Annotated in this window: 14 protein-coding genes and 2 tRNA genes; 8 read left to right on the top strand and 8 right to left on the bottom strand. The window is 65.7% G+C overall.

Going from position 1 to position 19,984, the window contains the following annotated elements:
* Positions 1–151 precede the first annotated feature (151 nt).
* Positions 152–736 carry a hypothetical protein gene (locus HMPREF9056_RS10580; protein WP_009404970.1) on the top strand — a complete coding sequence of 195 codons (585 nt, stop codon included), beginning with the start codon at positions 152–154 and terminating at the stop codon, positions 734–736.
* On the opposite strand, the gene HMPREF9056_RS10575 is transcribed toward HMPREF9056_RS10580, so the two are convergent.
* From HMPREF9056_RS10575 to HMPREF9056_RS10560, 4 genes are all read right to left on the bottom strand, one after another.
* Positions 729–1,385 (bottom strand): single-stranded DNA-binding protein, encoded by a 657-nt coding sequence (locus HMPREF9056_RS10575; protein ID WP_034514456.1) that lies wholly within the window; start codon positions 1,383–1,385, stop codon positions 729–731. The two genes, HMPREF9056_RS10580 and HMPREF9056_RS10575, sit on opposite strands and share 8 nt — an antisense overlap.
* 168 nt (positions 1,386–1,553) lie before the next feature.
* On the bottom strand, positions 1,554–3,062 hold the full coding sequence (locus tag HMPREF9056_RS10570; RefSeq protein WP_009404968.1) for a GTPase: 1,509 nt from the start codon (positions 3,060–3,062) through the stop codon (positions 1,554–1,556).
* Positions 3,059–4,660, bottom strand: coding sequence for a GTPase domain-containing protein (locus HMPREF9056_RS10565; RefSeq protein ID WP_009404967.1), 1,602 nt, complete (start codon positions 4,658–4,660; stop codon positions 3,059–3,061). The genes HMPREF9056_RS10570 and HMPREF9056_RS10565 overlap by 4 nt, the downstream gene beginning before the upstream one ends.
* Positions 4,661–4,965: 305 nt before the next feature.
* Positions 4,966–5,038, bottom strand: a tRNA-Arg gene (locus tag HMPREF9056_RS10560).
* A gap of 394 nt (positions 5,039–5,432) precedes the next feature.
* On the opposite strand from HMPREF9056_RS10560, the gene HMPREF9056_RS10555 reads away from it, so the two are divergent.
* On the top strand, positions 5,433–8,114 hold the full coding sequence (locus HMPREF9056_RS10555) for an ATP-binding cassette domain-containing protein (RefSeq protein ID WP_034514455.1): 2,682 nt from the start codon (positions 5,433–5,435) through the stop codon (positions 8,112–8,114).
* Positions 8,115–8,417: 303 nt separating this feature from the next.
* Here the strand turns inward: HMPREF9056_RS10555 and HMPREF9056_RS10550 are convergent, their stop codons facing one another.
* Positions 8,418–10,910, bottom strand: a complete 2,493-nt coding sequence (locus HMPREF9056_RS10550; protein WP_009404963.1) for a serine/threonine-protein kinase — start codon at positions 10,908–10,910, stop codon at positions 8,418–8,420.
* A gap of 172 nt (positions 10,911–11,082) precedes the next feature.
* Here HMPREF9056_RS10550 and orn point away from each other — a divergent pair, with 172 nt between their 5' ends.
* From orn to HMPREF9056_RS10535, 3 genes are all read left to right on the top strand, one after another.
* Positions 11,083–11,694, top strand: coding sequence for an oligoribonuclease (orn, locus tag HMPREF9056_RS10545; RefSeq protein ID WP_009404962.1), 612 nt, complete (start codon positions 11,083–11,085; stop codon positions 11,692–11,694).
* A gap of 105 nt (positions 11,695–11,799) precedes the next feature.
* A tRNA-His gene (locus HMPREF9056_RS10540) sits at positions 11,800–11,875 on the top strand.
* 83 nt (positions 11,876–11,958) lie between these two features.
* Positions 11,959–12,819: a polysaccharide deacetylase family protein gene (locus HMPREF9056_RS10535; RefSeq protein WP_034514473.1), complete on the top strand. Its 861-nt coding sequence runs from the start codon at positions 11,959–11,961 to the stop codon at positions 12,817–12,819.
* Positions 12,820–12,831: 12 nt separating this feature from the next.
* Here the strand turns inward: HMPREF9056_RS10535 and tagD are convergent, their stop codons facing one another.
* Positions 12,832–13,239, bottom strand: coding sequence for a glycerol-3-phosphate cytidylyltransferase (gene tagD, locus HMPREF9056_RS10530; protein WP_034514454.1), 408 nt, complete (start codon positions 13,237–13,239; stop codon positions 12,832–12,834).
* Between the two features lie 451 nt (positions 13,240–13,690).
* Here tagD and HMPREF9056_RS10525 point away from each other — a divergent pair, with 451 nt between their 5' ends.
* The 3 genes from HMPREF9056_RS10525 (at position 13,691) to HMPREF9056_RS10515 (ending at position 16,227) form a co-directional block, all read left to right on the top strand.
* Complete coding sequence (locus tag HMPREF9056_RS10525; protein ID WP_050793059.1) at positions 13,691–14,488, top strand: DUF6270 domain-containing protein; 798 nt, start codon at positions 13,691–13,693, stop codon at positions 14,486–14,488.
* Between the two features lie 282 nt (positions 14,489–14,770).
* Positions 14,771–15,406, top strand: a complete 636-nt coding sequence (locus tag HMPREF9056_RS10520; RefSeq protein ID WP_009404958.1) for a DUF6318 family protein — start codon at positions 14,771–14,773, stop codon at positions 15,404–15,406.
* 221 nt (positions 15,407–15,627) lie between these two features.
* Positions 15,628–16,227, top strand: a complete 600-nt coding sequence (locus HMPREF9056_RS10515; RefSeq protein WP_009404957.1) for a hypothetical protein — start codon at positions 15,628–15,630, stop codon at positions 16,225–16,227.
* Positions 16,228–16,552: 325 nt separating this feature from the next.
* Here the strand turns inward: HMPREF9056_RS10515 and moeB are convergent, their stop codons facing one another.
* Positions 16,553–17,842 carry a molybdopterin-synthase adenylyltransferase MoeB gene (gene moeB / locus HMPREF9056_RS10510; protein ID WP_009404955.1) on the bottom strand — a complete coding sequence of 430 codons (1,290 nt, stop codon included), beginning with the start codon at positions 17,840–17,842 and terminating at the stop codon, positions 16,553–16,555.
* Between the two features lie 40 nt (positions 17,843–17,882).
* The gene (gene modB / locus HMPREF9056_RS10505) at positions 17,883–19,970 is read right to left on the bottom strand and encodes a molybdate ABC transporter permease subunit (RefSeq protein ID WP_087942262.1); all 2,088 of its coding nucleotides are present in this window, start codon (positions 19,968–19,970) and stop codon (positions 17,883–17,885) included.
* Between the last annotated feature and the right edge of the window lie 14 nt (positions 19,971–19,984).

The raw sequence follows: 19,984 nt of genomic DNA, 5'->3' as shown, positions 1-19,984 counted from the left end.
TATGCGCCGACACGCCAATTTCCTGCCGTGACACGCCCACCATCGATGTGGCTTGTCCTGGCAACGACAAGGTGTGATGCTCCTGTAATCGGAGTGTTCATGGGAACCGACGTTCCAACGGCCGGAGGGCAGTGCACCTAGGCTTGCACGCATGAGTGAGATCTCCTTGTCCCACGAGCTGGCGCGGTCCTTCGAGGACCACGTCGATCTGGGGTCCTGGGCGGGCTTCACCCGAACGCTGCCCCGGTTCCTGGAACAGGAGTGCATGCCGGCACCGAGACCGGCCGTGCAGCAGGGAGAGCTGCCGGAATCCGGTACCGAAGCGGCCAACGCCTCATCCGGTGCCACTCTGCTGCTGACCACCCCAGCCCCCGTGGTGAAGGTCGAGGAACTGACCCATAAGAGACGTTGGTCGCGGCTGCTGTCACGGCTGGCGCTGACCACTCCCCCGGTTGCTTCACCCGACCTTCCGGGAATCGTCCTCGTCGGTCGCTCCGACGGGATCGAGGTATCCCTGCCCGAGCTTGATGCGCGGGGCAGAGTCCTGCTCGGCCCCACTGAATGCAGGATCCTGGAGACCATCGGATGGCAGGAGACCGGCCATGTCTTCACCCGGCTGCTGCCGGCCGGCGAGGAGACCGCTGAACTGGTGACTCGCGTCCTCATCGAGGTGCTCGAGGTCGCCCACCCCGCAGACCTCGACTATCTCCTCCACTCGCATTCCGACGTCAGCTAATCTCTGCCGACTGTTCGGTGAGATCGTCTGCGAGCTCATACGCGGGCCACGGCTCCTCGGCTTGCGGGGACGCCGGCCCCACGACCAGGGACTCGGGGATCTCCGACGGCGTCCCACGCGACTCGGGCGGCCTTTCAAACATCTCGGTGTTCTGGGAGGCCGATGCCACAGCGCTGCCGGTCGTCACCGCAGTGTCCCAGTGATCTGATGAGACGTGGTAGTCAGGCCCGGACTCGAGCTCGGTCTCACCAGCGCTGGCTCCCGAGGACGCGGACGGCGCGGACTCCGCGGCTCTGACTCTCGCGAAGCGGGACTCCCCCCTGGTCAGGTCATGGCCTGCGGCCTGTAGCGTGATGACGTTGGTCTCGTGCCTTCTACCGTCATTCTCCCAGGACTCCTGGGAGAACCGTCCAGTGAGCAGGACGGCGTCCCCTTTGCGCAGCGAGTGACTCAGGTTGGCGGCGAGCTGTCCCCACGCCTTGGCAGTGAACCAGATGGTGTCTGCGTTGTTCCACCCCTGTTCGGTGCGGTAGGTCGGTGTGACGGCGACACGAAAACGACAGTAGGGACGGGCTTTGTCCCCCACACGGGATAGGACCGGATGCGTTCCGACAACGCCCTGAACGGTGAGGTCGAGTTGACGAGTCATGAGAGAGCTCCTTGGTCGTAGACGGGCGGCGCTCTGCCGCCCCTTCGCCACAACCGTGCTCGTCACCACCCGCAGATGCCCAGCGGGCACCTCGCTGAGTCCCCACACGAGTATCAGGAAGCGCAGGACCACCGGCTGTGGCCACTGGGAGACCGCGGAGCAATGGGCCTACAGACCCAGCGCGGTCTGCAGCGCCCGGTGCTTCTCCAGAACTCTGGCAGCAGGTGTACTCAGCCCTCGCTCGACCACGGACTCCAGGCGGGCACGCACCTGCTGCCCATAGCGCTCAGCCTCACGGCGCGCCCTGGTGCGCCGACGTACCGTAGCCAGTAGTACCGCAATCAGGCCGAGGACAACGAGGCACACGGGAACGACCTCGATGCTGTGGCGAAGCACCCCGACCCCTTCCCGAACCACGGAGGCGACCAGCCACGACACCCCACCGATCATCAGGAGCAGGCCGCCCCACCACATGAGGTCGATCACCGGCTGGCGATGTCCCGGGAGCGGAACGGAACCAACAGCCTCAGCGGTCTGTCCCGCCAGGGTCTCAGACGGGACGACGGACGACTCCATGCTTCGCGCCCAGGCCGGCGGCAGCCCTTGCGAGGTGCGGTGAACCCACGTGGAATGGGCCGAGGCCACTGCGGTACGCGAGGGGGGCTCAGGGCGGGCCAGCGCCCTGGGCAGGATCTTGGACAGACCGGCTCGCACCGAGTCCTCCACCGCCTGGGCACCAGAGGCGTGCAGCAGTACCTTGGTTGCGTCCTCGGTCAGATCCGCATTGAGCTCCACCTTGTTCTTGGCCACCGTGGGACGCAGACGACGCATGATCGCATCAAGCTCGGCCGAGGCGGTACGAGCCGCGTTGGACTCCCGTGCGACGCGCTGGCGCAGCAGACTGCGCACGACGTCGAGATTATCGCCTCGCACCGCCGACACCGGTAGCACCTGAACCATGCTGAGGCCATCATCCTTGAGAAGGGAACCGACGTCGTCGAGCAGGCTCGCCAGCCCGCTCTCCGGGAGCGTGTCCACCTGGTTGACCAGGACGAGCATGTCCTCCTGGCGGGCGCCCAGCCCACGCAGGTAACCGTCGTGGAGGGCTGCGTCGGCGTACTTCTGAGGGTCGACGACCCACACGAGGATGTCAGCCAATGGGACGAGCCGGTCCACCTGCAACGAGTGCTCTGTCGTCACTGAGTCGTAGTCCGGGACATCAAGAAGGACCAGACCGGACATATTCCCCTGGTCTCCAGCATCAAGAATCGACTCCCTCCGAATCCGTCGCTCCGAGGAGACTCCGAGAAAGTCCAGGAGCGGACCCGCGTCGTCACCCCAGGAGCAGGCGGCAGCCCGCGACGTCGTCGGCCGACGCGCACCAACGTCCGCGAAGTTGAGCTGGGTCAAGGCGTTGAACAGGGACGACTTGCCCGAACCGGTTCCGCCGAACAGGGCCACGACGGTGTGATCCACTCCCAGCGCCAGGCGCTGCGCCACGGCGTCAAGCGCCTTGTGGGCGGGGATCGACAGCGAGGCCGGCACCTCGGTCGGGCACATACGCAGGGCGTCGCGAACCGCCGTCAGACGGGCGTCGAGATGCTCAGCGTCGAGCACCTCGAAGTCCGTCTGCACGGTGGGCACGGAGGAGGTGGAGGAAGTGTCGGACTGGCTCATGCTGTGGCTCCGGGGCGGGTGAAGGGCTTGAGCTCGCCCGAGCGCAGGCGCAGCGCGGCGGCGAACCCAGGGGCAGGAGCGAGCGAGATCGCCGCCCCCTTGGGGACTGTGGCGGTCAGCGCCTCCGTGACCGCCTCCACCAGAAGGGTACTGGCCTGGACGGTCTGCGCCTCCAGTCCCAGGCGCCTGGCGGCCGAGACGGCTCCGTCGACACCAGCGGCCGCGGAGATAAGGAGGTCGATGACGCCGGTAGGGCTCAGTCTACGAATATCCTGCGGGCCCTGGATATTGGCCTCGAGGTAACCGACCCAGGCGTCAATGGTCGCCACCGCCTCGTCACCCTGCCCCAGGATCCTGTGCGCACGCTCACCGGCACCCACCTCGGCCCAGGCCCGCTCAGCCTTGGCACGAAGGGCGACGATCGCGGCCTGAAGCTGGTTGGCAAGTGCCTCACGGGCATCGTTGGCCAACTGAGACAGTCCTTCGGCACGAGCCTTGTCGGCCCGCCCCAGGAAACCTCTGCGAAGTCTGCTCCCCTGAGCCAGTGAGGCCAGCGGACCACCGGAGGAGGCCAGGGTGATCCAACGGGTAGCGGTGGCGCCTTGGCCTGCTGCACCGGCCTTGATGTCGGCGCTCAACGCCTCGATCGCCGCGTCTCTCAGGCCCTGAGACTCCTTCTCCAACCCTTGCGCCACAGCCTCCTGAGCATCGACGTCATCGGCCAGGCGCTCCAGGTCCGTACGCAGCGTGCTCCACACGCCTCGTCCGGTACGGCGAACCAAGCCGGCCGCACGATGACGCCCGGCGAGGAGCCGCAACCAGTCACGTAGCTCGGTCACTCCGTCACCCGAGAGCAGTCCCTCGTGCGGTCCGGCATCAGGGATGACGAAGAAGGGCGCCTCGGACAGCCCCAGTCCTTGCAGCCGAGTGATGAGATCCCGGCGTACCTCCGCCAGGATCTTCGCCGGTACCCGGTTGAGAACCACGCCGATGGGGGTCTCACGTCGTGCGGCCTCTTCCAGGGTCGTCCAGGGCGTCTGATCGCCGTAGCGTGCCGCAGTGGTGACGAAGAGCCACAGATCGGCAGCCTCCAGCAGCCTGCCCGCCAGCGACCGGTTGGCCTCGTGAACGGAGTCCAGGTCCGAGGCATCTATGAGAGCCAGGCCCGGCGGGATGGCAGAAGAGACCTCCTGACGGCAGACCTCCGTCAGAGGGTGCTCGCTGAGCGACTCCATGTCCTCGGGGTTGGCCACCAGGACCGGTGTCCGGGTGGTGGGCCGCAGCACCCCGGCATCCGAGACCTCTTGGCCGAGTACGGAGTTGACAAGCGTCGACTTTCCAGCACCTGTGGAACCGCCGATCACCACGATGGATGGGATATCAGCGTCCTGGAGGCGGGGGATCACCTGATCACGTACCTGTCCGATGAGGCCGTCACGCAGTGTGCGCGCAGCCTCAATACCGTCGGCACTCAGGGCCAGATCAAGGCGCTCGAGGTCCCGCACCAGGTCAGTGAGGACATCGAGAAGCTGAGCGCGACTCAGCGAGGAGACGGGAGCATCGTCCTCGGAGTGGCGCGAGGGGGCAGGAACGGGCATGTGCCAACACTATGAGCACAGAGGTGCAGAGTCGACGACTGATCTCGTCGGTTCGCACCACAGGTGTCACAGCCACGATGAGAATCGTCCATCCCTCGATGCGGCGATCAGAGCCGCGGGCCCGACCCTCGAAGGAGGAGGACCGCAGATCCCTTCAGATGCATCTCAACATCACCGCTCGCCGTGGTTTCCAAGTCGGGAAGGAGCTCCGGCGTCGGGACAGCAGCAGCGTCATGTCCTGCGAGGCGTCGACCCGAGCGGTCGGTCATCCTTGGAATCCCAACCCTTTCGAACTCGTTGCCCAGTGCCCCCGGCCGGACTCGAACCGGCAACCTGCGGATTAGAAGGCCGATGCTCTATCCATTGAGCTACGGAGGCGTGCGTAAGCGCTTGACCAGACTACGCCATCAGCCCGGCGGCTCCAGGCCCCGAGGAGGGCCGGCTCACCGTCATCTTCGACACCGATGGTCAATCACGAGGCAGTCACACCACGATTACGACGCCGCATCGAACCGGGCGCGCGGATGATTGCGCAAGGCGACTGAAGCCGACTCCTGAAGCGATTGCCGCCAAGGCGGCAACGTGAACGTAACCGCACTGCAACCATCCTGTGACCGGCCGGGGAGACACGCCGAGGCGGTTCTGCCCCCCTGCACTTACCCATCCACACATGTACGGAACATCACACCGGGGAGTGCTTACTCTTAGCGATGGCGACGAAACACCAGTATCGTGACCGAAGCTCCACCGCAACACCCGGAAGGACTGCGCCTTGCCCACTCCCGCACTCATCGTGCGTTCCCTTTCCGCCCAGGCCTCACTCGAGCCTCATACATTCACGGCTCCTTTCACCGTGGGGCGGGCACCAGACAGCGATGTACAGATCGTCCACCCTCTCGTGTCTCGGACACATCTGCTGATAACCCCGACTCCAGCCGGGTGGACGGTGAGCTGTCAGGGGCGCAACGGCATGCTCGTCAACGGATCCGTCACCCGTGAGGCACTCGTCACCCAGGGCACACGGATTCAGCTGGGCGACGCCTCGGGACCGGCGCTGGGACTCACCCCGGTCGTCTCCGGTGCCGCCTCATACACCGGGGCCCCAGCTCAGCCGCAGCCGATGCGCCCCCCTGTCCGGTCGGCACCGAGCGCTCCTTTCACCGCGTCCCAACCGAGCGCGGCCTCAGCGCCACAGTCCGGTCCCCTCCCCCAGCCTCCCTCCGGTCTGCCTCCGACCACAGCCGTGCCATCACAGGCCCGTCCCATGCCGCCGGCCATGGGATCAGCATCGTCAGCCGCCACCTACGTTGCTTCCGGAAGTCCTCAGGGATCACCGTCATCGAGCTCGGCGAACTCGGATGCCTTCCCCGCCTCACGGCATACGCTCAAGTCCTTCCGCATCACCTCCTCGGGCACGATCGGGCGAGCCCCCGACAACGCCCTGGTCCTGGATGACCCGCTCATCTCCAAGCACCATGCCCGCATCGACCTCTCGGGCAACGGCATGGTCGTCACCGACCTGGGATCCACCAATGGTGTGTACGTCGACGGTCAGCGGGTCTCGCAGGTGCAGGTGACTCAGCCCGTGCTCCTGGGACTGGGCTCGACCTTCATCTCCCTCAGGCCCGACGGACTGTGCGAGGTCCAGGTCGCTGGTGGCGCCGGTGGCGAGCTGGTCGGCAAGGACCTGACCTTCCGCGTCAACAATGGCAGCATGACTCTGCTCGACGGCATCTCCTTCTCGCTTCCGGGCAACGAGCTGCTGGCCGTCGTCGGCCCCTCAGGAGCCGGCAAGTCGACGCTGCTCAAGGCTCTCACCGGTGAGCAGAAGGCACAGGAGGGGCAGGTACTCTTCAACGGGCTGGATGTGTATGAGCACTACCCGGTGATGCGCAACAAGATCGGAGTCGTCCCTCAGAGCGACGTCATCCACTCCGCGCTGACCGTCCGCAAGACCCTGGAGTACGCCGCTGAGCTGCGTTTCGCCAAGGACGTGACCAAGGCCGAACGGCAACAGCGTATTGCCGAGGTCCTGGAGGACCTGGACCTGAGTGCGCACGTAGACAAGCGCATCAAGAAGCTCTCCGGTGGTCAGCGCAAGCGGGTCTCCACCGCCATCGAGCTGCTCACCCGCCCCAGCCTGCTGTTCCTCGACGAGCCCACCTCCGGACTGGACCCTCAGCTGGACCGTGACGTCATGGACCTGCTGGCATCCTTGGCCCATGGGACTCGTCCCGGGGACAGTGGCCGCACCGTCGTCGTCGTCACCCACAATGAGAACCATATCGACCGAGCGGACAAGGTCCTCATCCTCGCCGCTGGGGGAAAGCCCGTCTACTACGGCTCACCTCGCGAGGTACTTCCCTACTTCCGCCAGAGGCTCAATGAGATCGCCTCCCAGGGGCGACTCCTGCTCAATACCCCTAAGGGCACACTGCCGGATCCGCCCGCTGTGGACGGCTACGCCGATGTCTACGCCCTCATCCGCAACCACACCGCGGAGCTGCGTCAGTACATGGAGTCCACGGTGCCCTCCACTCGCCGCGGCGGCGCTCCAGCAGCGGCCGCCGGACCGGCGACGCAGGAGAAGCCGCCTAAGCAGCAGTCGGTACTCCGGCAGGTCTCGACCCTGGTCCGACGCCAGCTCAGGATCGTCGCGGCAGACCCCTCCTACCTCGCATTCATGCTGCTGCTCCCCATCATCATGGGACTGCTCACCAAGGCGATTGAGGGAAGTGACGGCTTCGCGGTACCCAGCTACCCAGAGCCAACACCGGGTAATCCCGGTCCCACCATCGTCAAGTACTCCAGTCAGGCCATGCAGCTGCTGGTCATCCTTATCACTGGAGCGGCCTTCTCCGGAATGTCGGCCACCATTCGCGACCTCATCGGGGAACGGGACGTCTTCCTGCGTGAGAAGGCAGTCGGTCTGAGATCCGGTGCCTACCTCGTCTCAAAGGCGACCATCCTGGCTCTCATCACCACCGTTCAGACCGCACTGATGATGGGAATCGCCCTGATGCTCAACAAGGGCCCTGACGATGCGGTCATCCTGAGTGGGTGGCCTGGACTGGAGCTGGCCTTCTGCTGCTGGGCAGTTGCCTTCGTCTCCGGCCTCCTGGGACTGGCGGTCTCGGCGATGGTGTCCTCCTCGGAGCAGGTCATGCCGGTCCTAGTCGTCTCAATCATGGCTCAGCTCGTCCTGTCCGGCGGCATCATTCCGATCTCGGGACGCGCAGTCTTCGAGCAGCTGGCGTGGTTCATGCCATCCCGGTGGGGGTACGCGATGGCTGCCTCCACCTTGGAGATGCTCGCCATCATGCCCAACCGAGATGACGCACTGTGGAAGCACGAGACCACGCAGTGGCTGACGAACTACGGTCTGCTCTCGGCCATCGGCCTGGCCTGCATGGTGGCCTGCTACATCGCCCTGGCCCGTCGAGGACGGCGCTGACCTCCTTCAGCCACACTGACGCGCACGCTGCATCTCGTCGGGCTCGGCCGGGGGCGCTCCACGTGTTCGGGTACCGGATTCCCGCTCCCGAACGCGCAGACCGCCCCCGACGGCGTCGAACACCCCTGCGCCATGCCAGTGCTATGACGGCTGGGCCGCACGCCCCCAGGACGTACCTCTCCTGCGGACGATGACGGTCAGGCCCTCGTGGCCTGTAGGAAGACGTAGTCCCCACCGGAGAAGTACGTCCCCAACCAGCAGTAGCACCGCTACTCACCGCCCGGAATCTACTGACGCGATCTCTTATCTGCTGGTTATACTCGAGACCACGAGGTCGTACTGATAAGTGGTTCCCTGCCCGAGCATCAAGCGGGCGCCGCTGTCCCCGTCCAACGGTGCCACTGTTGCGACGTAGACTCCTTGAGTCTTCCATCCGACCTTGCCGGACTCCGGGGAGACTGCGACAACCAAGGCAACGGTCTCATCAGCCAGGTAGCCCGGTTTACCGACCTGTATGAGGAGCTGCCCATCCCTCAAACCGCCGATGGGCCTGATGACACAATCCTCACCCTTCGCAGACTCTGGAAGCGAGAGCTTCCTGCCCTCGACCTTGGCCGTGCACGCACTTGTGTCGATCGCGACATTGGTTGTGCCGTTGGGGCCGATGACCGGGGTGGTCGAGGACGATGTCTTTGCCAACGAGGTGTAGGCCTCCTTCAACGCCGAGGAGTCCAAGGGAATGGATGCGGCCCACCGGCGCTTCTCAGAGAAGTGTCCTGTGACGGTGCCTGCTTCACTGCCATCCGCCTTGTAGATCGTGGCTCCTGAGGAGGTGACACGGGAGAACGCCTCCGGTCCGGACTCGATATTGACCCCACCAGGGAAGAGAGAGTCACTGGCGAAGTCCGGTTCCTTGCCAGTTTCAGACATCAGGACCGCTCCATCCTTCGCGGACAGCACCTGGACCTGCTTGGACTTGCTCTCATAGGCGAGGACGAATCCGTTACGAACTCGCCCTTTCTCATAGTGCCCGCCCACGCGCCACTTCTCCTTGCCCGAGGCGTCATAGGCGATCAGGGGGCCTCCAGTGAGCGTTCCCTTGCCGGAGGAAACCACCGCTATGTCGGTTGTCGCCCCCAGGAAGGTGGAGCCCTCAGAGAATGGAGCGTTGGAGGTCTTACCGCTGTCGTTGACCAGAGTGGATTGACCGGTCGTGCTGATGCAGAGCAAGGATGGGCCCGCCCAGAACCGAGCCTCGTCACACTCCCCGCTCCACACCTTACTGGTGCCCTTGCGCGTCAGGTCGAACAGGTGCACCTTACCCGCATCGGTGTACAGGAGCATGCTTCTGTCCGCGGAGAGGTAGGGGTCGTCAACATCGGTGTAGCGCTGGTCCTCTTGAACGCGGTCGCCGTCGGGCAGCGCCGCTGGCCAGGTGCTGTCAACGTGTGGCCCGGAGAAGAAGTACCACCAAGTGGCTCCAACTACCGCAAGAACGGTGACGACCACGACCGCCACCACCCCATGACGACGCCACCATCGCCTAGGCGTACCAGCAGCAGCTCCGTCCGACACACGGTCCGCGCTTTGAAAACCCGGCTGAGGATAGAAGGCCGCCGGCGAGACCCCGTTGCCTCCGGGCATGGCAGGAGCGTTCACTGTCGCGGGAGCAACGACGCCGCCATCCCCCGAAGCGCCCCCAGCGGCCGAAATGTGGCTCGGAGCACTGACGTACTGCCCGGCCTGCATACTCGGTGCCGCGGGCCCTGGAACCGTGGAGGAGTTCGAGCCAGAAAGCATCGTCGGCGCTGTCGCCGGATCCGTCGACGACGGCGCGTCCCAGTCGTAAGGGACCATTGAGGCCGTTGACTGGGGCGGCGCCACAAGTCTTGGAGCCGCAGGCAGCCCCGCGAGCGCAGACTGCATAACGTCCAGGCGCTGTGCGACGAAATCGATGGAGGGACGCATGTCGGGCTGCTTGGACGTCATCGAGGCGATGAGCTCCCACAGCGCGTCAGGTATACCACCCGGTCGGCCTGCGTCACGTCGGGCGTGCTGGCTGAGCAGCTGGGCGGGTTCCCCCACGAACGGCGTCGTCCCGCAGCTCATCTCGTAGAGCATGATGCCCAGTGAGTAGATGTCCGCGGCAGAGGTCGGAGCCTGCATCGACAGAATCTCCGGAGCCATGTACAGCGGGGTACCGATCGCCCCGGTGAGGTGGGAGGCGGAGAAGGTGTCACAGATGCGCGCCACACCGAAGTCCGCCAGTCGAGGGACGACAGCCTCCGGCACGCTCCCTCCTGGAGCGACACCGGTAGCAACCGTCTCAGCCGGATCGCCGCCTCTGCTCGGACGTGAGCTGAGCAGGACATTGGCGGGCTTGATGTCCCGGTGAATGACCCCGGCCCGGTGAACCGTGGATAGTCCCTGCGCGATACGTGTGCCCAGGGACGCCACCTGTGCAGGGGGCAGCGACCCGCGAGCCCGCAGGAGATCACGCAGGTCCCCGCCATTGACGTAGTCCATGACGATCGCGAAGGTGGAGCCCTCGATGACCACGTCACGAATGGCGACGACGTAGGGGCTGCGCACTCGCATCAGCGTCGAGCGCTCCTTGATGAAGCGCTCGACGACGTCGGGATTCTCCACCAGATCGGCACGCAGCACCTTGAAGGCCAGTACCTCACGAGCGTCAGCCCGCCGGCCGCGCCAGACCTCGCCCTGGGCGCCGGCGCCGATCCGGGACTCCATGATGTAGGAGCTTCCGAGGTGGCGGGGGGCGGGGCTTTGGGACATGAGGTCTCCGAGTCGCTCAAGGGCTGTCAGGCTTCAAAGAGACCTTATCGCGATATTGACGCCAACCGGGTAGCTCTGCCAGGAGTTCACCGTGAATCGCGCCGCCTTCAGGACAGGGCTCATGACCTGAAGGACCTCAGAGGCGACTAGAGTGGGGCCCGTGAGCAAGCAGATGACAACCTCAGACCCGCTGGTGTGGATCGACTGTGAGATGACGGGCTTGGACCTGAGCGCTGACGCGCTGATCGAGGTCGCCGTCGTCGTCACCGACTACGAGCTCGCGCCCCTGGCCGAAGGAATCGATGTGCTCATCAAGCCTCCATCCGCTGCGCTGGAGCAGATGGACGACTATGTACGCACCATGCACACCTCCTCAGGTCTTCTCACCGACCTGAAGGATGGCCTGACCATGGAAGCGGCTCGCAGGACGGTCCTGGACTATGTGACCTCCCTTGTGCCCGAGCCCCGCACCGCCCAGCTCGCCGGGAACTCGGTAGGCACGGACAAGGCGTTCCTGGCTCGCGACATGCCGGAGCTCATCGAGCATCTTCACTACCGGATCGTGGACGTCTCCTCACTCAAGGAGCTGGCGAAGCGCTGGTATCCCAGGACTTTCTTCCAGGCTCCGAAGAAGGCCGGTGGGCACCGTGCGCTGGCAGACATCCTGGAGTCGATCGACGAGCTGCGCTACTACCGTGCCGTCCTGTTTCCCAGCGGCGAGGGACCGAGCTCCCAGGAGTGCAAGGAAGCAGCCGAACGCGTCATGGCCGAACCGACCAGATGACAAGACCCGGGGCTTCTGTGACGTGACGCAGTGCACCGAGTTCAGTTTGGTGCGCGAGGAGATGAACGGATACAGTACCGATTCGTTGCGGCTTCGCCGTACATGGTGGCTGTAGCTCAGTCGGCAGAGCGCCTGGTTGTGGTCCAGGAGGTCGCGGGTTCAAACCCCGTCAGCCACCCCACTCGGAGCTACCTCCCTCTTCCCTACATGATGTTCTGTACACAGGTTGCTTGACGCTCTCTCGTGCTCAAGAAAGTCCTTCCCATGCAACGACGCGATTTCCTGCTTGCCCTTGCCGCCGGAACGACCGGATGCCTCAGTGCCTGCACCGCAGCGAGCTCAGCATCCGGCCCCAGCCCATCAGCGCCGCCTTCGACGCAGGCCTCGCCTTCGGCATCCGCACCCTCCTCACAGACCCCTTCTCCCACGCCGTCGCTCAGCCCGCTCCACCTGCAGGATGGGCCGCCCTCGTTGCCCGCCCCCACTCCGGCGGAGCCAGTCATCACCGCTCTACCGGAGAGCGTCGGCAACGTCGTGGCCATCACGGTCGATGACGGCGTCGACTCCTCAGTCGTGGACGCCTACCTGGACTTCGCCAAGGACTCGGGAGTCCGACTGACCTTCTTCGTCACCGGCACCTACCCGAGCTGGACGGACAACCAGGCCAAGTTGGCGCCCCTGGTGGAATCCGGGCAGGTTCAGCTGGCCAACCACACCTGGACGCACCCGGATCTGACGACACTGTCAGAGGGAGCAATCATCGATGAGCTCACTCAGTGCGAGAACCTGCTGCGCAACACCTACGGCATCACCGGGGCGCCCTTCATCCGGCCCCCCTACGGCAACCGCAACTCGTTCACCGACTCGGCCTGTGCGAAAATGGGGTACACAACCTCCACGATGTGGTACGGCTCGTTCGGCGACTCGGGGTTACTGACAGAGGACGTTCTTCTCGGCGAGGCGCAGAAGTGGCTGCTCGCGCAACACATCGTCATCGGTCACGCGAACTTCCCCACCGTTACCCACCTCTACGGCCAGATCATCGACATCCTGCGTGAGCGATCCCTGATGACCGCCACGCTCGACGACGTCTACTTCGGCCCAGGGCACAATCGTCGCATCTGAGGCGGCTCAGACTCACAGCACCCGAGCCTCCTCGGTGTCACAGCACTCCTTCATCCGAGAGGCGTCGATCTCCGGGGTTCGCGGCAGATAGACGATCTCACAGCGCCCTTCGAGCTGCTCATCGAAGGTGTCGACCCAGTCGTCACCGATGACGAAGACATCAATGCCGTACTCGTCGATGTCCTGACTCTTCTGCCCCCATGTCCGCTCGGGGACCACCAGGTCCACGTACCGAACAGCCTCAAGCATCACCTTGCGCTGCTCATAGGAGAAGTAGGCCTGCTTCCCCTTGGAGGCACTGAACTCATCAGTGGATAGAGCAACAATGAGATAGTCACCCATCGCCTTGGCTCGGCGCAGCAACTCGATATGCCCGTAGTGGAGCAGGTCGAAGGAGCCGTAGGTGATTACGCGTTTCATCTGGATCGTCCTCGGGATCGGAGCCGTCAGCTTTTGTATGAATGACACAAGAACCAATGGCATTGTCGTTGGTTGCGCGTATGGCGGTTGAGCGCGCTTGCCGTTAAGTCTAGGCAGTTCCCACCCCTCAATTTCCCCTTGTTACCCCTCCGCAGCAGGCCTTCAGGTATGGCGACGATCACCCTTTATCACTTAACCCAATGAATGCGCCGAACTGCGCATCAACCCTGAGCGGACGCCAGCGGCAGCTGAGGCCATCATGTGACCGAGCCCAGATATTCCCTGGTATCGCAACGATTACAAGGGATTTCAACCTCGTCACAGCAGGCCTGGAACATCACAGTCTGATTGCATGCACCGCGATCATGACGACTGTCGTTTGTCCGGTTCACCTGCGCAACTACCGTTATGAGAAAACGAGTAAAGACGGCCTCCTTCCCAGGCCTCGCCCATGACAGCAGCTTGGAGGCAGCCCGTGGCCACAGTCACCCCTGACCGAACCTCGACAGGACAAATCACGGTCTACGGTTCCTGCGTGGCCAGGAACGCGGCGAACGAGCTGGAGAACCGGGGCTGGAAAGTAGAAAGCCATATCGCCCGTCAGTCACTCATCAGCGCAGGACGTTCCGCAAACGTCGGTGACCTCGATCTGTCCTTGCTGAGATCGTCATTCGCCCGCCGCTCCTTCCTGTCTGACATGGTGGGCAATCTGGAGGCGCAGCTGACCGCCGCCGCACACACTGATCTTCTGCTGTGGGACCTGAGCGACGAACGTCTCGGCATCCTGGAAACAGCCCCCGGGACGTTTCTGACGCGTTCGCCGGAAGCTCTGACGGCTGGCCTATACAAAGAGCTTCCAGCCAGGCTCCTTGAGCTGGGGACGGCAGAGCACCTGCACCTGTGGCGACCGGCCCTGCTGCGTTTTCGCAGTCTTCTGGAACGCCTCGACCTCACGAGTAGGACAGTACTGCTCCATGTGCCATGGGTAACGAAGACCACCCCGAGCACGTCAGCCGTCCTGAGCCGGAGACAGGCGGCCATGGAGGCCAATTGGACCTTAGCCCGCTATGTCGATCTTGTCCGCCGAGAGACCGATGTGCACATTCTTCGTGCGCCCGACGAGCTCGTCGACGACGAGGTGCACCACTGGGGGTCCACATCCTTCTACGACACCAGCCCCTTGTACTCATGGATTGCAGACGAGCTGGAGCTCGCTCACTCGCCGCACAGCCTCGCACCAGCACCCTGAGATGCCACCGCACCATCTGACACTGCGCGAGCTCATCCAGAATCCCCTGCGCTCGCGGGCGCGCAAGGCTCAGCACCCGGTCGCAACCGGGGACCCATGTCGGCGCAGTGGCGTCTGGCACCGCAAGGCCCTCAGGCCCGACCGAGCCGCAGCCGTGTCGACGAGTCCAAGGAGCGGACCGCCCCGACAGGAGGACCGGAACGCCCGAGCAGACCAGCACAGGCGTTACGTGTCACTTGCCCCGGGCCGCGCCTCGGACGCCAGTGGGCGGCGGGGTTGGCGATGGCGTGCGTGCTGGCCCTGGGGGTGGCTGCCTGCTCGCTGAAGGATGTCAGGGCCGAGGCCGGCGCAAGCACCAGTGCCAGCGCCTCAGCGGCCGTCGCCCGGGCCGAGCAGGGCATCGCCGACGCCAACGCCTCGGCGACCGCCTCCCGAGAAGCCGCCCTGACACCCGAGCTGCGGGCCCAGCGCGACGCCGCCCTGGCCGAACCCGCACCCGCCAAACCTGCGCACATGGACGAGGAGTCCGCACGAGGTGCCACCGGCAGCGTCTACTACTTCCTCGACCTCTACCGCTACGCCTTCATGACCGGCAACACCACCGAGCTCGCCGCTATGAGCGAAGACGGCTGCGTCTTCTGCAAATCAGTCATCGACCAGGCGGCAGAACTTCACGCGGGTGGCGGTTGGGCCAACAAGTGGGAGCAAGACATCACAAATATCCGCTACTACGACAAGCTCGAAGGGTATAACTACAATCTCATTCATGTTCATATTAACTATGGGCAAATGATCTGGTGTTATCCAGGTAGTGACCCTTCTGTCTCTGGTCCTGATGAAGATCGAGAACTTAAGCTCGGGGTTCGGTACGTGAATGGTCGTTGGATGATTGGTGAAGGAGAGGTAATTCCGAGATGAAGCGCCTTCTTGCGGCTATGGCGATTGCCTTTTTTGTGTCAATTCCTTCTGTCTCGGCTAGAAGTGAACCTCGCTCATCGACTCCGGGTATCGATGGAAAAAACTCTGGAGGTCGGTCGGAGATAACCGGAGAAGCCAGCGAGACGATAGAATTGCCTGATTCAGGCTCTGGTTCGCCTGCCTCACCACCTCGTCCGGCTGTGTCGGCGTCGGATCCGTCGATGTGGGATGAGCAGCCCCACCAGGACTGCGTCAGTAATGGTGGCCAGATCCCGGACATGGACTGCATAGCCGACAAGATCCTTCACCCCTCCCGGCCCCAGGAAGATGCACCCGCCGCCGGCGGCGGTGGCCCGCGGGTGATCACGATCACCACCCGCCAGGCCGCCACCCTCATCGCCTCCGGCTCAGGCATCACCCGCCAACCACCCGGCCCCAAGGTCATCATCTCCAAGGCCTTCATCGTCTACACCAACCCCGCCACCCGCTACCAGACGACCACCATCCTGGGCACCACCATCGACGTCGAGTTCACCCCCACCTCCTACACCTGGAACTGGGGCGACGGCACCACCACAACCACTACCGACCCCGGAGCCCCCTACCCCCACCAGACCGTCACCCACCACTACAAGCACACCGCAAAAGACGTCACCACCACCCTGACCACCACCTGGACCACCCGATTCCGCCCCGCCGGCGAGACCCAGTGGCGCACCATCGACGGCACCATCACCACCACCGAGACCTCCACCCCCTACGACCTCGTCCGCCTCGTCTCCTACCTCACTGACGACGCCGAGGAAGCCCAAGGCCACTAGAACCCGCCAGCCCCGGGGCACCCGGAGGCTCGCAGACGCACCCAAGGGCTCGCGGACCGCACCAGCGACCTCCGCAGTCATGCACCCCAGTGGTCGTCCATGGCGAACCAGGCACTTGGCCGTCCCCTGGAATCGCCTCCACCACCGCGACACGCCCCAACTACCCGACCCACCACGTCCTGAGCCGTCCCCCTCCGCCCACCACCCGAGGCCGTCCACCACACCTCAATCCACACCAGCCCACCTAGCAAGATGCGAGCAAACCTCACTTAACCGAAACACCATTCCCGCATCCCAGTCGCGATGCCCCGCGCCACGGCCCCCGTCAGCCGGCCGCCCACGCCTTCACGCCGCCGTCGAGATTGACGAGTCGGCCGGTGTAGCCGGCCGCCCGCAGTGCCTCGATGGCCCGGGCTGAGCGGATCCCGGCGGCGCACACGACCACGGTCGTGCGCGCGACGTCCAGCTCGTCCATGCGCGCCACTACCTCACGCAGCGGAATGTGCAGCGCCCCTTCCATCGGCTCGAGCGTCACCTCGATCTCCTCGCGCACGTCCAGCAGTGCCGGGGGCTCGGCGCCTGCCAGGAGCTGTCTCAGCTCGGCAGCAGAGACGGTATCCGCTGCCGACTCTGCTGTTGGGGCCTCTCCGGTCCCTTGAATCCGTGGGGACGCACTGGAATCAGGCCTGGACCCTTCAGATTGCCGGTGGGAGTCGTCCTCTGCGGTTCGCGCATGCGGCTGCGCGTCGGCGCCAGGAGTTTGGGGGATCGTGCAGGAATCGGCCTCCGTCACCAGCGCAGTGATAGTCGGGTTCTCCCCGCACACCGGGCAGGCCGGGTTCTTCGCCACGGGGATCTCTCGCAGCCTCCCACCCCAGACGTCCAGCAGTGCCAGCCTCCCCAGCAGCGGCTCGGCACCACCGATGATGAGCTTGAGCGCCTCGGCCGCCTGCATCGTTCCGATAATTCCCGGCAGCACTCCCAGCACTCCGGCCTCGGCGCAGGAGGGCACCGAGCCCGCGGGCGGTGGAGTGGGGTGCAGGCACCGGTAGCACGGACCCCGACGGGCGTCGAAGACCCCCACCTGCCCGTTGAACCCGAGCACCGCCCCGTGCACGAGCGGCAGCCCCAGCAGGACGGCGGCGTCGTTGACGAGATACCGCGTGGGGAAGTTGTCCGTCCCGTCGATGACCACGTCCCAGCCGCGCAGCAGACCCAGAGCGTTGTCGGCCGTCAGACGAGTCCGGTGGGTGACGACCTCGACGTCGGGGTTGAGCGCCCTGATCGCCTCGGCCGCCGAATCCACCTTGGGACGCCCCACGGCGGCTGTGATATGGATGACCTGGCGCTGGAGGTTGGTGACATCGACGTCGTCGTCGTCGATGAGCCCGATCGTGCCCACCCCGGCGGCCGCCAGGTACAGGGCCGCCGGGGCTCCGAGGCCGCCGGCACCGACGAGCAGGACCCGGGACGCGCGGATGCGCTGCTGCCCCACGACCCCCACCTGCGGAACCAGGGCATTGCGGTGGTAACGCTCCAGCTCATCCCGGCTCAGCGGCCGCAGACGCTCCTCGGCAATGATCGAGTCTCCGTCGTTCCCGTTCACTGCACTCATGTCCTCCTCCTCATTCTCTCCTCGGACACGTGGCGGGCGTTCAGCCCCGGCGGGCCACGATACGTACCTGAACCGCCTTGATGACGCAGCAGATCTCCCGACCCTCGGTGATGCCGAGCTCGGCCACGGCCCCGGCGGTGACCGCCGCCGACAGCCGCTGTCCCTCCTCCAGCTCCAGGCGCACACTCACCAGCGCCCCCGAGCGCTCCAGCCCCGTCACCCGGCCGGTCAGGACGTTGCGGGGGCTGCCGTGCGGTGCCTCGCGGTAGAGGGCGACGGCGTCGGGCGGCACCAGCGCAATCCCCGGCGCTCCGGGGCGGAGAACCTCGCTCTGGTCCTCCTGTCGGCCCTGGCCGCTCCGTGCAGGGGTCCCGTCCTCGGTCGGCCCCTCATAGGGGCGGCCGTGAATGACCCGCCCCGACGGCAGCCGCAACCCCGGAGCCTCGGCCTCGCCGTCGACGACGCCCGTGAGCGCGGCCGTCCCCGTCAGACGGGCGACGAAGTCCGAGCGCGGCGCGGACAGGACCCGCGCCGTCGGCCCCTGCTCCACCACGCGCCCCCGCTCCAGGACGACGACGTCCTCGGCCAGCGCCGTCAGGTCCAGGACGTCATGGGTCACCAGCAGCAGCGTCAGCCCCTCCTCGGCGCATCGGCGCGACACCAGGCGGCGCATCTCCTGACGGGCGGTGACGTCCAGGGCCGACATCGGTTCGTCGAGGACGAGCAGACGTGGTCCCGTTGCCAGCGCTCGGGCCAGGGCCACGCGGGCCGCCTGCCCGCCCGAGAGCGCACCCCCTGAGCGGGAGGCCAGGTGCGCGGCACCGACGGCGGTCAGCTCGACGCGTGCCCGCCTCACCGCTTCGCCCCGACTCGCCCCTTGGCAGCGCAGCGCGAAGACCACGTTGCCCAGGACCGACATATGGGTGAAGACGCCCGGCTCCTGGCTGAGCAGTGCCACCTGACGGTGCCCGGCGCGGACGAACCTCCCTGCGCCGTCCAGGACCCGCCCGCCCAGGACCACCCGGCCGTCCTCGGCATCCAGCAGACCGGCCACGACGGAGCAGACCGTCGACTTGCCCGAGCCGTTGGGACCGACGAGCGCCACCGTGCGCCCGGCCTCCACCTCCAGGTCGACGACGACGTCGCGCTCGGCCAGCTCGAAGGTGACTCGCAGGTCCTGGCCGTGCGGGGAGTCCCCGGCCGGTGGGGTGGGGTGCGTGCCGGTGGGGGCCGAGATGACGCCGTCGGGCCCAGCTGAGGGGGAGCGTTCACTGGTGGGCGTGGGAGGGGGAACCTCATCGGCCCCTCCCTCGGGGACTCGGTGCACCAGTGCCGCCAGACGGGACCAGTCGACGTTGGTCGCCCCGACAATGACGAAGGACAGCCCGATGAGCACCGCGGCCAGGGCCAGTGACGTGGCCGTGTCCTTCTCCCGCTCCAGGTAGATGGCCAACGGCATCGTGCGGGTGACTCCCTCCTTGGAGCCCGCGAAGGCGATGGTGGCCCCGAACTCGCCCAGGCTGCGGCCCAGGGCCAGGGCCGTGCCGCGAGCCAGAGCGGGCGCCGCCAGCGGCAGTGTGATCTGGGTCAGGACTCGCCAGGGCCCCGCCCCTAACGTTCGAGCAGTGGTCTCGGCATGAGTGTCGCGGCTGCGCAGTGCCGCCTCCAGGGTCACCACCAGGAACGGCATGGAGACGAACACCTGGGCGATGACCACCGCAGTGGTGGAGAAGGCGATGGGAAGGCCCCACTGCCGCAGGTGGGCCCCCAGCAGGCCACGGTTTCCCAGCGTAGACAGCAGCGCGATGCCGGCCACCACCGGCGGCATCGTCATCGGCAGCACCGCGAGGATCCGTGCGAGCCTCACGCCCGGCCAGCTGCGGGCCAGCAGCAGCGCCAGTGGCACGCCCAGCACCACGCAGATCGCCGTGGAGACCAGGCATGTGCGTATCGACAGCCACAGGGCCGCCTGCGCCGACGGCGTCGCCAGCAGCTGAGGCAGCTGCCCCCAGGAGACGCGGGTCCCCATACCCACCAGGGGCAGGATGATGGCGCACCCCCCCAGGATTGCCAGCACGGTGACAAGCACCGGCAGGGGAGAACGAGCGGCCCGCCCGCGCCGGGTCAGGGCGCGGGCGGGCC

Source organism: Actinomyces sp. oral taxon 170 str. F0386, from assembly GCF_000195595.1.
In the GTDB taxonomy this organism is placed as follows: domain Bacteria; phylum Actinomycetota; class Actinomycetes; order Actinomycetales; family Actinomycetaceae; genus Actinomyces.
The sequence above is the reverse complement of the archived record's forward strand: the minus strand, read 5'-3'. Positions and strand labels throughout refer to the sequence as shown.